The sequence below is a fragment of the Paraburkholderia rhizosphaerae genome (assembly GCF_004366595.1).
Classification (GTDB): domain Bacteria; phylum Pseudomonadota; class Gammaproteobacteria; order Burkholderiales; family Burkholderiaceae; genus Paraburkholderia; species Paraburkholderia rhizosphaerae.
The window spans coordinates 60,587-73,616 of record NZ_SORE01000024.1 but is presented as its reverse complement, the minus strand read 5'-3'; the positions used below and the strand labels follow the sequence as shown (position 1 = coordinate 73,616).

8 protein-coding genes are annotated in these 13,030 nt (G+C 60.4%); 7 read left to right on the top strand and 1 reads right to left on the bottom strand.

All coding sequences use genetic code 11. The annotated features are described in order from the left end of the window. Positions 1-34: 34 nt before the first annotated feature. The gene (locus BX592_RS26240; protein ID WP_134196125.1) at positions 35-808 is read right to left on the bottom strand and encodes a hypothetical protein; all 774 of its coding nucleotides are present in this window, start codon (positions 806-808) and stop codon (positions 35-37) included. A gap of 521 nt (positions 809-1,329) precedes the next feature. Between BX592_RS26240 and BX592_RS26235 the strand changes: the two genes are divergently transcribed. The 7 genes from BX592_RS26235 to BX592_RS26200 all read left to right on the top strand — a co-directional run bounded on the left by BX592_RS26235 (position 1,330) and on the right by BX592_RS26200 (position 13,011). Next, positions 1,330-1,647: a hypothetical protein gene (locus tag BX592_RS26235; RefSeq protein ID WP_134196123.1), complete on the top strand. Its 318-nt coding sequence runs from the start codon at positions 1,330-1,332 to the stop codon at positions 1,645-1,647. A gap of 1,445 nt (positions 1,648-3,092) precedes the next feature. Continuing rightward, entirely contained in the window at positions 3,093-6,002 is a 2,910-nt protein-coding gene (locus BX592_RS26225; RefSeq protein ID WP_243849735.1) for a bifunctional YncE family protein/alkaline phosphatase family protein, read from the top strand. Positions 6,003-6,362: 360 nt separating this feature from the next. Then, a complete protein-coding gene (locus BX592_RS26220; protein WP_134196119.1) occupies positions 6,363-8,414 on the top strand; it encodes a TonB-dependent receptor in 2,052 nt (683 codons plus the stop codon). Between the two features lie 31 nt (positions 8,415-8,445). Beyond that, a complete protein-coding gene (locus tag BX592_RS26215; RefSeq protein WP_134196117.1) occupies positions 8,446-9,135 on the top strand; it encodes a response regulator transcription factor in 690 nt (229 codons plus the stop codon). After that, positions 9,125-10,459 (top strand): sensor histidine kinase, encoded by a 1,335-nt coding sequence (locus BX592_RS26210; RefSeq protein ID WP_134196115.1) that lies wholly within the window; start codon positions 9,125-9,127, stop codon positions 10,457-10,459. The genes BX592_RS26215 and BX592_RS26210 overlap by 11 nt, the downstream gene beginning before the upstream one ends. Before the next feature lie 54 nt (positions 10,460-10,513). Beyond that, positions 10,514-11,908 carry a TolC family protein gene (locus tag BX592_RS26205; RefSeq protein ID WP_134196113.1) on the top strand — a complete coding sequence of 465 codons (1,395 nt, stop codon included), beginning with the start codon at positions 10,514-10,516 and terminating at the stop codon, positions 11,906-11,908. Further along, on the top strand, positions 11,905-13,011 hold the full coding sequence (locus tag BX592_RS26200) for a metal transporter (RefSeq protein WP_134196111.1): 1,107 nt from the start codon (positions 11,905-11,907) through the stop codon (positions 13,009-13,011). Before BX592_RS26205 ends, BX592_RS26200 begins: the two co-directional genes overlap by 4 nt. The last annotated feature ends 19 nt before the right edge of the window (positions 13,012-13,030 follow it).

Genomic DNA, 13,030 nt, shown 5'->3' with positions numbered 1-13,030 from the left:
TCAGTCGTTCGGAAGCCGGAATTGGCGCTGTATGTCATTCGTGCGCATCGACAGCGAGCAGATTGAGGATGATCAGAATGACGGGGCGGTTTTCAGCGACGATTTCGATTCCAAGCGTATCCCTTATCCAGCTGCCGATCTTCGTACTACCATAATCATCGGAATGTGCCGTTTTCTTCAAGGTCACGCCGAGCTTGCGCGCATGATAGTGATACGAAGCTAGCCGATGTCGGTGCGCAATGCCCCTGAGTCCTCCGTTCGTGTCGCAACACGTCCCAAGGCTGGCCGCCAGAATGATGCGGTCGCCGTCATCGAGTGAATTCACGAAAGCACGCGCGGCCTGCCTGGTTTGCCGTTCGTTGAGGCCGTACTCCGCGAGCACCGATTCGACAGGGTCATCGAGCGGGTGTGCATGAGCATCGAGTTCGGCGGATACGCCGTCGACCTCGATCGAGATGTTGCGCCGGTGGCTCGCACTGCGCAGGCAATCAATCAGGTAATGCCGGAAATAAGCACAAATAGCGTAGGCGTTTGACGGCGCGCTATCCGGACACTCATGCGGCTCCGCGTAGTCATCAGTATCCAGTCTTAGCACGCGCGAAAAAATGAACTGCGCGATCAGTTCGTCTTTGTCTTCGGGTAGCGCCCGCAATTCCGAAGGATAGTACCCGTGCAGCGCTCCTCGCACGACCGTGTAGATGCGACCCATCTCCATGGTGGAAAGATGGCTGCGCCGATGCCAAAGATCGATCAGCGTCGCGGCCTCGCAATCGATTCCGGTGCCGGTCGGGTAACTCAACTCGGCCATGATGTTCTCCAGCAAACGGAAGGGAGACGCTTGCAGAGTAGGCCGCGGGAGTGGCCTAGCCTATCGGCCGGACGAACTACACCGCGATAGCGTGGCCATCTGTTCACGGTACCGATGACGCGCTCATCGGTAGCGGTGAAACGAAAGTGCGACGAGCGAATTACGTCGCCTGACCTAAGCGCTCGCAAAAGCACCGCCGCACGGCCGTCGGAAGTTGCACTGCAAACGCCGCTCGGCTGCACGGACTAGGCCCAACGTTCCAGGCCGAATGGGCGAGCACGGCGAGCTGACCGTTTACCCGTGTTCGCTGTCCGCGACGCGCGCTAAAGCGGGTGTATACGCGGTTCAAAATCGCCGTGCATATAACGTTCTCCGGCTACCGTTTTCTTTAGCAGACAGTCGATGCCGCCAGGTACGCGGGCGGCCTTCCGATGCAACTACCTGAGGACGTGTCCCGCACTTACTTCAATCGGTTGCGGATGAACCGACAGGATAGCGGGGAACTTGCTGGGAGCAATGTGATGAACTGGAGCAGAGCAGCATCAACCATTTGCAGCACCGCGCAGTTTCTTGGTGGGCTTTCGAGCGGTCCACTCGGAATGAGCGTGACGGCCGCAGCGTTGTTATTGTCTCAGGTGCTTGGCGTGTCGGATTATCAAGCGACAGACACGCCCGCGATCAATGACCACGACGCGCCCGAAAACGACCCGCAGGTGGACCACGTAAATAGCGTTGAGCTTGAACAACTGATAGCGATGGAAGAGTCCCGGTTGGCGCATGCGAGCGACATGGCGCCTGTCGATGGGTCGGCGATCGCAGCGGTGGAGCTTCACGAATAAGCGCTGCCTGGCCGTGAAGCTCCGCTATTTTCGACTTTATTGTCTAGTGGCCGCTCTAGTGGCCGCTGTCAGGGTTGCATCGCGGCAGATGACCGCACGCAGCCCATCCCGGGCCGCTCAGACTGCCACTGGAGCTAGTGCCCCCTGATACCCCGCCATACCCGGAGGCGCTGCTTTGCCCTTTGCTGGACACTGCATTTCGCGAGCTTGAGGAAGAGTCTCCGTGATAGGTCATTTCCGCAGTCGCGGCGCCTTGTGCATTGCCTACGCTACTCGCACCATCGGCACTATTTTGGGCAAACACGGTGCACGTCACGCAGATTCCTGTAACGGTTCCACACGTCAAAGCAAGTTTTAACGAGCGCTTCATGATACGTCTCCTGCCGGCTCGACGCGTAAAGGACGCGGCGAGAGTCGATGTGCCGCTAGCGACGCACCCGTTTGCGCAGCGGCAATGCGCAAGCGGACGATTGAACTGGATACGGCGGACGCTCTCCCCGGCGCGAGCACATGGAAAGGTGTCTACCGGAGACAAGTTAGTGATGTGCCGCCGGGCCGTATCGAACGCGGCGGCGTCTGCATAGACGAAGGACGCCGGAAAGGTTTGAAAAGTGCATGAGTCCCAACTCGAAAAGCGAACGGGAAATTAGCCGTGCAGGCGGACGGCACAAACGTCTGCTTCGGATTGCGTGCAGTCGCGCATGCGGGATACATAGACCGGCATGCTGCCGGAATTTTGATTCTATTTTTTTACCATTTTATGTGATCGATCCATCTTCGCGATAACGCCGTCGGTATGCGGGATCAACTATTGGCGCAAGGCGACAGTTCACATTTGTTCACAATCGGGACGAGTCGACCCGATTCCTCCCCGCGCTATGGAAATGTCAGCCACTCATATAACTAATGCGCTGGGAAACTGACATGCGAACGATATTGGATTCCTAGTTATCTGGCGGAATGGTGGAGAAAAACCGGCGGCATCGGACGCCTATGCGGAACAGGCGTTGCCGCCGTTATCTGGCGCGGGAGACAGGGAGAAGCCGGCCAACATGAACCCGTCGTGCGCTTCCGGTTTCGAGTGCTTTCGCGCAGCTCGCCATGTGCGAAATATTGCAACTACAGCACAAGCACCTGACTACTCCGGAGGACCTGGAATCTTGCGAATTAATTACAGCAATCGAACTAAACCGTAATATTTGTTAGTTTTAATCGCCTATCTAAAGACGGCGTTACACCCAACTTACTTTTTTTATCGCAAGACATGTCATTTAGTTGACATTAGCCAGTGCCTAAATGGCCGGGCTGGCAGAAAGAAATAACGCAACCCCCACCCGGCCAATCACTCTGCCAGTGCATCTTGATTACTCAAGGGCAAAAACATGACAAAAAGATTAAGGCCGAATTAAATTTGAAATCCAGTTTTGAATATTCGGAGGATCACAATGAATCGCAACATCGTCCAGGTCGGGCTTGCCGCCGGCCTGATTACGAGTAGTCTGGGTCTAGCCATGGCTGCGCCGCAAGGCAACATGGAGCTTTTGCCAACTGGCCAATTCATCTCCCCGATGGCCATCCCCGGTGCTGTTGCTCAACTGCTGAATCCGCAACTGTCGGCCAAACCGACACAGGTCGTGAGCGGTGCGATCAAATCGCAACTCAGCCCGGACGGCAACACCCTGGCGGTGATCACTGCCGGCTACAACACGGTGTACACCGGCTCTAACAACGCCACGCTCGATACGGCCGATTCGACCCAGTACATCTTCATCTATGACGTGTCGGGTCGTAACAAGACCGCCCCGAAGCTGGTGCAAGCGATTCACCAGAACAACGCGTTCGATGGACTCGTCTGGAACGGCAACAAGACGCTGTACGGTACCGGTGGCGCTGACGACAAGGTCTATGTGTACAGCCGCGCTTCCACTGCTCCGTCGGCACAATGGGCGCAGACCGCAGCCATCGGGCTGAACCACAGCAAGGGTATCGGTTCGGGCGTGAAGCCGAACGCAGGTGGCCTCGCTTTGTCCGCTGATGGTCGGATGCTTGTCGTCGCCAACAACTACAACGATTCGATTTCCATCATCGATACGAGCTCGAACACGCTCATGTCGGAATACGATCTGCGTCCGTTCAACACGTCGGGCCAGCAAGGCGTGGCCGGTGGCGAATATCCGTGGGCCGTGTCGCTCAAGTCCGACGGCACCGCGTTCGTCTCGTCGGTACGTGACCGTGAAGTCGTGGTGTTGAATCTGGCGAACCCGGCTGCGCCGCGGTTCATCAAGCGCATCCCGGTGCAGGGCAATGCGTACGGCATGTCGCTTTCGCCGGACGAGTCGAAGCTCTACGTCGCGGTCTCGAATGCCGATCAGATCGCCGTCATCGATACGGCTCGCCACAAGGTCGATAAGACCATCGACCTCGCAATCGATGTGGGCAATGGCAATGGTCACGGCAATGGCAACGGCAACGGTCATGGAACGTACAGCGGCCGCGATACCGTCAACGTGACTGTTTCCCGCGACGGCCGGACACTGTATGCCGTCAACAACGGTGACAACTCGATCGCTGTGATCTCGCACGACGGCAACAATGCGTACCACGTCGAAGGTTTCATGCCGACCGCCTATGCGCCGAAGGACATCACGATCAGCGCCGATGGTTCGCAGATGTACATCATCAACGGCAAGTCGGTCACCGGCCCGAACCCGCTCTATACGGCGCAGGGCGTGCAGGCGCAGTACCAGTTCGGTCTCGAGCAGAGCACGCTCTTGAGCGCGCCGCTTCCGCGCGATGGTCAGCTCGACCGTCTGACCAGCCAGGTGGACGAGAATAACCACTACTCGGAAAAAGAGTCGGACAACGATCGCAAGACGATGAAGTTCATGCGCGATCACATCCGGCACGTGATCTACGTCGTGAAGGAAAACCGCACGTTCGACCAGATCCTCGGCGACCTGGGCAATGGCGCGGACGCCGATCCGACGCTGACGATGTACGGCAAGTCGACGACGCCGAACTTCCACAACATCGCTCAGAGCTTCGTCACGATCGACCACTTCATGGATCCGGGCGATGGTTCGATGGATGGCTGGTCGTGGGTGCAGCACGGGCACATCACGCCGACTGAGGAAGTTTCGCAGCAGGAAAATTACGCTGGCGTGAACCGCGGCATGTCGTACGAAACCGAAGGTGACAATCGCGGCCTGCCGGTTGGACTGGCTACGACCGCCGCGCGCGACGCTGCCACGAACGGCTCCGTCACAAACGCCACGTCGTCACTGCCGGGCGGCGCGGCCAATGCGCTGCCGGGCATCGCCGATATCTCGGTACCGGATGCGCCGTTCGGCTACCAGCAGGCCAACATCTATGATGCGGTGCTCGCCGCTGGCGGTACGGTGCGCAACTATGGCGGCATGGTCAACAACGTGGGCTCGATCGGCACGATCGCAAGCCCGCTGCTCGACCCGGCCGGCGCCAACATCGTTCAGGCTCACCCCATCAAGCCGACGCTCGTCAACCGCACCGATGAGTACTATCGCGGCTTCGATCAGGCTTATCCGGACACGTTCCGCGAACTGGAATGGAACCGTGAGTTCCAGCAGTACGTGAAGAACGGTGGGCTGCCGTCATTCGAACTCGTTCGCATGGGCTCGGATCACACGGGCAGCTTTACGCAGAACGTTGGCCAGATGGGTTCCGCGGAGCAGGAAGAAGCGGATAACGACTTCGCCGTTGGCAAGCTGATCGAGACTGTCGCGAACAGCCCGTATGCGCGGGACACGATGATCGTGGTGGTTGAGGATGACTCGCAGGCGGGCTCCGACCACGTCGACTCACACCGCTCGACCGCATACGTGGTCGGTCCGTACGTGAAGAAGCACGCCGTCGTCAGCACCAACTACACGCAGGTCGACGCGATCCGCACGATGGAAGACCTGCTCGGTACGCCGCACATCGACCTGAACACCGCGTACGCGAAGCCGATGACTGACCTCTTCGACACGAGGGGGAACGGTTCGTGGACATACACGGCTGTCGCATCGACGATCCTGAAGGGTACGAACGTCGGCAACGTGGCCACGGGCTCGACGAAGAGCGGTAATGACGGTAACCAGTTTGCTCAGGGTCCGGACATTCATCCGCTGCATGACGCGACGTACTGGGCGGACGCGACGAAGGACTTCGACTTTTCGAAAGAGGATCGGATTCCGCCGGAGCTGTTCAACCATGTGCTGTGGAAGGGCGTGATGGGTAACAAGCCCTATCCGGAACCGCATTCGATCTACACGAAGGTGAGTGCTGACGGATCGAAGGTGGTCGCGACGGCAGATGATGACGGCGACGACGATTAAGCCGGTGTAGTGTTGGTTCGGTCGAGCGCATCGGATGAACCGGCGTTTCCCTGATGCGCGCGATCGGAAGTAACCGGTAACGGCGGGTGACTGCGTAGCTTCATATACGCAGTTACCTGTGCAAATCCACTGACCATATATGTAGGTAATATTTTTAGTTTGCACTACATATAACAATTAATCTATGGTACAGAGTTTTGAATGAGAGCCTCCCGCTTGAGCATCGCAGTTGCGGTATCCGTTACCTTTGCGACGATTGGATTTGCCAAAACGGCGCAAGCTCAACAGAATCGACCCTCAACCGCTCAACAAACCGAAGCGCCTGTCACATTGAAGCCTATCGTTGTCGACGCGTCGAAAATGACCACCGGTCCGGACAACGTCAACGATCCTGACCAGGTCGTCAACGCGAGCAAAACAGGCACACCGCTGGGTGATCTGCCAATGAGCGTGCAGGAAGTTCCGCGCGCGATTCTCGATGAGCAAGGCGCCACGTCGTTACAGGAGGCGATCCGTAACGGCAACTTCTCCGGTGTCAATTATGGTGGTACCGATTCAAAGGGCTTCACCGACCACTTCATGATTCGCGGCCTGCAAGCGCAGACTTATGATGACGGCTTCTCGGATGGCGATCAGGTCAACGGCCCGACGCATTCACTGCTGGGGGTCGAGCGGATCGAAGTGCTTGAAGGACCAGGGTCGGCGCTGCTCGGCAGCGGCCCTCCGGGCGGCTCGATCAATCTGATTCACTACACGCCGTCGGCCCAGTTTCACTGGGGCGGCAGTGTTCAGGCCGGCTCGTTCGGCACCGTCAATGCGACGGGCTATGTCACGGGCCCAACTGGCATCGATGGACTGAACTATCGTCTGGACGTCGGGGGCGCCCGGTCTGACGGCTACCGCGACCTGTCATCGTGGAACAAGGAAATCCGCCCTGATCTGCAATGGAAAATCGGCGACCACAAGATCGAATTCTCAGTCGACGCGCAGGACTATATGGCAACGCCCGATTCATATGGGCTGATCTACTTCAAGGGGGCGCCTATCCGCAGCGTTCCTTTCGACGCCAGGTTTTCGACACCGTTCGCCAACGCGCACGGTAACTACGTCCGCACCACGCTTTCGGATGAATGGCGCATCGGCGACTACCTGACGATCAATAATCGCCTGTCGTACCTGCACCACACGCTGGACTTTTTCAGCAACGGCGATAGCACGCACGCGAAGGTCAAAGGCACCACGTTTACCGGCCGCCAGCTACGCGATCAGGATGATTCGCTGAACACAATCGATTACCAGTTAGAGCCGGTCTGGAAATTCTCGACGGGTGGCGTGCACCATACGCTGCTGACGGGCTTCGAATACCTGCACCAGGATCTCAACAGTGCAAAGACGACCGCGGATCTTCCGGACATCGACAACATTTTTGCGCCGGTGCCTCCGGAAACCTCGATCGCGAACCTCAACTTTCAGTGCTCGCCCTCTCACTCGTGTCAGAACGACCACGTGGTGGGGAATTTCTATAGCCTCTATGCAACGGATCAGGTGGATGTGACGGATAGATTCAAAGTCCGTGCGGGTGTGCGCAAGGATTGGTTCGGCACATCGCTGACGCTGAACCCGGTCCCCGGCGAGCCGAACCGTACGGCCAACGACGGCATAACGCTGGTCCAGGGCAATACGTACACGCGTAACGATGCGCCGACCAGCTGGAACGCCGGCGTGCTGTACAAGGTCACGCCGTGGATGACGCCGTATGTTGGCGTATCGCGCAGCTACCTCGCGAATTTCAACTCGGAAAACACGGCGTTTTCGATCGGCCCTCCGGAATCCGCGCTGCAGTACGAGCTAGGCGTGAAGTGGTCATTCGACGATGGGCGCTACGTGCTTAACACCGCGCTGTTCGACGTGAAGCGGGACCACGTGGCGACGCCATTCGGCGACGACCAGATCGCGTTCGATGCGCAACGCACGCGTGGAGCTGAAGTGTCGTTCGACGCGGATCTCACATCGGCCTGGCATATTTATGCGAATTTCACCTATGAGCATGCGCGTATCACCGACAGTCAAGACACCCCGAGCTCGGTCGGGACGGTCCCGCAGGGTGTGCCAGCCTATATGGCGAACCTGTGGACGACGTACCGCTTCAGCCTGTTCGGTACAGCCGGCTTTCACGCAGGGGCGGGCATCAACTACATCAGCCGCATGACGAACGGTTTTGCGAACGGCAACGACTGGGCCCCCGCTTCCCTGATCGAGAACCTGCAGTTCGGTTATGCGGAGCACCACTGGGGCGTCGATCTCAACATCGATAACGTCACCAACCAGCGCTACTTCACCGCGACCAACGTGGTCGGCGCGTATGTTGGTCCGCCGTTGGCCGCCTACGTTACCGTGCACGCCGACTTTTGATCAAGCGGGAGCAACCGGCGACGATGCGTATATGAAGGTGCTGATTGTCGAGGACGACCCGGCCATTGCCGCGAACCTTTACGACTATCTGGAGGGTCGCGGCTTCGAGGTAGACGTCGCCGATACGGGAACCTCCGGCCTGCGATTCGCGCTGGCCGATGCATGGGACGCGATCCTGCTAGACCTCACGTTGCCGGGCATGGATGGCCTGACGTTGTGCCGCAAGTTGCGCAGCGAAGCACGCCGCGACACGCCAGTGCTGATGCTGACCGCGAAAGACACGCTCGACGACAAGCTCGAAGGCTTCGGACATGGCGCCGACGACTACCTGGTGAAACCGTTCTCGCTGAAGGAAGTCGGCGCGCGTCTGGATGCGCTGATCAAGCGCTACCGCGGGCAGGTTGCCCGGCAGGAAATTTTTTGCGCAGGGGTACGGCTCGACCTGGCCACGCTTGCGGTCGAACGCAACGGCCGCGCGATCAGGCTCAAGCCGAAATGCCTGCATTTGCTGCGTATTCTGATGCAATCGCCGAATCGGGTGCTCGGGCGAGCCGAACTCGAAGCGCAATTGTGGGGAGAGGAGTTGCCGGATAGCGACACGCTACGTGCGCACATCTATACGTTGCGCAAGGCGCTCAGCCAGCCGGGCGAAGCGGAACTGATCGAAACCGTGCATGGACTCGGTTACCGCTTAGTCGCGGAAGACCGCGATGCGGCGTAGCCTGCGCCTGAAGGTTGCGCTCGTCTTCTCGGCGCTGACGATCGTGTTGCTCATCGCGCAGGCGCTAGGGGTCCGGCTGTTCGCCGAAGCGCAGGAAGAGCGCCTGATTGCCGCGCTGATTCGCGACGACATGATGAGCGTGTTGCGAAGCTATCAAGCGAATCCGGCGTTATTGCCACCATTCGACGAACAACTCCAAGGCTACCTGTCGACCACCGACAAGTCGCACATCGCGTTGCCGGCGACAACAGCCGCGTTGCCGGATGGCACACACGAGATCATCGTCGATGGTCGGGAGATTCACGTTTCGGTCGTTGCGCTTAACGGGTCGCGTCTCTATCGCGTCTACGACTTCAGCGCCTACGAAAAGCACTTTAAACGCGTGATCGATACGCTGATGGCTGGCACCGGCGCATTTGCGCTGCTGACGATCTGGCTTGCGTTCGGTTTGTCCGGGTTGCTGGTGCGTCAGGTTGCGGGACTGGCGCGGCAGGTCAAGGCACTGCAGCATGAGCGTTCGGCGTCGATCAATCCAGGCAAGTTCGACGAAGCCGAACTGGTCGGGCTCGTCGATGCGTTCAACGACTATCATCGGCGCATGGCCGACATGATCGAGCGGGAAAAGGAGTTTACCGGCAACGTCAGCCACGAACTTCGCACACCGCTGACCACTATCAAAACGAGTGTTGAATTGCTCGCCGAGGAAACGGCGATCGGCGACAAGTCTCGCGCACGGCTCGCGCAGATCGAGCGCGCGGCGGACCACATGCGCGATACGGTCAATGCGCTGCTGCTGCTCGCGCGCGAGGAATCGTCCGGGCGCACGCAGCCGCAGCGGCTTGTCGCGCGGGTCCACGATGCATTGCAGCCGTTTGTCGCGACGATGCGCTGCAAAGGCGTCGAGTCGATCGTCGACGTCGATGACGCGGTATATGTGGATGTGAACCAGCCCGCACTCGCAATTGTGCTATCCAACCTGATCGACAACGCCGTGCGCCACACGTCCAGTGGACACGTCCGATTTGGATGGACCCGCGGCCGGTTGCGCATTGACGACACGGGCAACGGCATCGCCGCGGATGCGCTGCCGCATGTTTTCGAGCGCTTCTATCGCGCGGACGACGCATCTTCGCCGTCATGCGGCTACGGTATTGGGCTGGCAATCGTGCGCAAGATCTGCGCGCGCTATGGCTGGACGATCACGATCGACAGCGAACCCGGACGAGGCACTGTCGCGTCGCTGGGTCTGCCGCTCGCGGGTGGGTCGCGGCCAGACCCGCAGTCCTCTCCGTCGTTGACGAAAATTTCACAGACAGGTGCGTAGCATCCGGGTCCGGAACCGTCCCGATGGACGGCGACTGGACTGACGGATGCCGGCATGCGCGACGCGCTGTTGATTGTTTTCATTTTTCTGAGCGGTTGCGCGACCTATCGCGCGCAGCCGATTGCACCCGCACAACTCGCACAGCGGTTCGAGACGCGCTCGCTGGCGAGCGGCGAACTGCACGAATGGTTCGCGCGCGAACTCGGCCACGGCGTCGGACCATGGCCGCCGGCCCGCTGGAGCCGGCAATCGTTGACGCTCGCGGCGTGGTACTACAACCCCGCGCTTGACGTCGCGCGTGCGCAGTGGGGGACCGCGCGGGCCGGCATCGAAGTCGCCGATGCGATCCCGAATCCGGTCCTGCAACTGCCGTTCGAGTATACGATTCCGAATCCCGGCCCCGGTGCGCCGTTCACGACTGGCCCCTCGCTCGACATTCCGATTGAAACCGCCGGCAAGCGCGGTTATCGCGTCGATCAGGCGTCGCACCAGTCTGAATCGGCGCGCCTGAACATCGCGAATGAAGCGTGGAAAGTGAGCGCGCAGGTGCGCGATGCAATGCTCGCACTGTATGCGGCGCGCGAACGCGTCAGCTGGCTTTCGCCCAAGATGGACGCAATGCAGCAGATCGTCGCGATGGTGCGCAAGCGTCGCGCGGTCGGCGAGAACGCGGGGCCGGACGTCGACGCAGCGCTCGCCGCGGCAACCCAGGCGCAGGCCGATCTAGCGTCTGCGCGCATCGCGCAACAGGAGGCGCAGGCTCAGCTCGCCACGGCGATTGGCGTTCCGGAGGCTGCGCTCGACGACATCGCGATCGACTTCGATGCAGTCGCAACGGTGCCGCCGGCGCCGCCCGACGCTGACGCGCGGCGCAACGCGATGTTCGATCGCGCGGACCTGCGCGCGTCGCTTGCCGACTATGCAGCCGCCGAGTCGGCATTGCAACTCGAGGTTGCAAAGCAGTATCCGGATATCCATCTCGGTTCCGGTTACACGTACGACACCGGCACGAACCGGATCGCGTTCGGGCTGGCCGGCATCACGTTACCCGTCTTCGACCGGAACCACGGTGGCATCGCGCAGGCGGCCGCGAAGCGCAAGGAGGCGGCCGCACGTACGGCGGCATTGCAGGACGCGATTCTCGGCGACGTCGATCGCGGCGTTGCGCGTTACCGTTCGAGCCTCGACGCGCTGCCGATCGCGGAGGCTAATCTGGCCGCGGCGCGCAGACAGCGCGACAGCGAAGCTGCGGGGTTTGCCGCGGGCGACGTGGATCGCGTGACTTGCACGCAAGCAAAGGCCGACTATGCGTCGAGCGAAATCGGCCATCTCGACGCGGTGATTGCGGCGCGCCAGGCGGCCGATGCGCTCGAAGACGCGATGCAGCGGCCACTGCCGGAGGATGACGCACTGAACACCGCGCGGAGCGCGCAGGAGTGGCGCAAATGAAAAGCCGGCTGCTGTTGTGCAGCGCACTGTTGAGCGTGCTGGTAGTTGGCGGCGCGTGGTTCACATACCTGACGCTTGCCGCACATCGATCCGCGCAGGCAACCGAGCCCAGCGCAGCGCAGCGACCCGCCGTGCAAACGGTGAATGGCGAAACGGTACTGGTCGTCAGTCGGGAGATGCAGCGTGCGAGTCATATCGAAGTGTCGGCGCTTTCAGTGATAACCGCGGCGCCGGCGCGCACGGCGTATGCGACGGTCGTCGATCTGCAGTCGTTGTTCGATTTGCGTAACCGGCTGGCGGCCGCACGAGCGGATCTCGACACATTTTCCGCCCAGGCCGCCAACTCGCGGGTGCAATTCGCGCGCAGCCAGACCCTGTTCGACGATGACCGGAACGTGTCGCGCAAAACCCTGCAGGACGCGGATGCCGCGATGCAGGCCGACGCCGCGAAACTACGCAATGCGCGTGCTGCACTGGCTGGAATTGACGCGATGTTGCGTCTGCAGTTTGGCGATGCGCTTGCGAAAGCCGCGGCGGCCGCCACGTCCGATCTGTACGATCGCCTGCAGACGGGGCGCGCCGCGGTGGTCCGCATGACGCTCCCAGTGGGCGAGTCCGGCGAAATGCCACCGCAGCGAATCACGGTCGATGCACCCGATGGTGCAGAGGTCGTCGCGCAACGGTTGTCGGCGTCACCGGTCGTCGATCCGGCGGTGCAGGGCGAGCCGTGGCTATACGTGACCGCTCGTCCGCTTCCCGCCGGCATGCGCGCGAGCGCACATGTACCGGCAATGCGCGAGCTTGCCGCAGCGTCGCTCGCGATTCCCGCGCGCGCGGTGCTCTGGTACGGCGGACAGACGTGGGTCTACGTGAAAACCGCGCCGGACAGGTTTGCTCGCCGCTTCGTGCCCGTCACGGACAGCGACAATCGCGACATCATCGTGACTGAAAGCTTCAATGCGAGCCCCAATACGAGCCCCAATGCGAGCCTCCATGCAGGCGACGAAGTCGTCACGCAGGGCGCGCAGCTTCTGCTTTCCGAAGAACTCAAGCCGCAAGGCATCGCCACGGTCTGCAAAGACCCGCCCGAGTGCGACGACTGATCACACGGCCTTCGCGCAC

Bases quoted from the DNA above. Each gene is read 5' to 3' on its own strand.
- BX592_RS26240 (WP_134196125.1), bottom strand. From the start codon at position 808: ATGGCCGAGTTGAGTTACCCGACCGGCACCGGAATCGATTGCGAGGCC.
- BX592_RS26225 (WP_243849735.1), top strand. From the start codon at position 3,093: ATGAATCGCAACATCGTCCAGGTCGGGCTTGCCGCCGGCCTGATTACG.
- BX592_RS26215 (WP_134196117.1), top strand. From the start codon at position 8,446: ATGAAGGTGCTGATTGTCGAGGACGACCCGGCCATTGCCGCGAACCTT.
- BX592_RS26205 (WP_134196113.1), top strand. From the start codon at position 10,514: ATGCGCGACGCGCTGTTGATTGTTTTCATTTTTCTGAGCGGTTGCGCG.
- BX592_RS26200 (WP_134196111.1), top strand. From the start codon at position 11,905: ATGAAAAGCCGGCTGCTGTTGTGCAGCGCACTGTTGAGCGTGCTGGTA.
- BX592_RS26210 (WP_134196115.1), top strand. From the start codon at position 9,125: ATGCGGCGTAGCCTGCGCCTGAAGGTTGCGCTCGTCTTCTCGGCGCTG.
- BX592_RS26220 (WP_134196119.1), top strand. From the start codon at position 6,363: ATGACCACCGGTCCGGACAACGTCAACGATCCTGACCAGGTCGTCAAC.
- BX592_RS26235 (WP_134196123.1), top strand. From the start codon at position 1,330: ATGAACTGGAGCAGAGCAGCATCAACCATTTGCAGCACCGCGCAGTTT.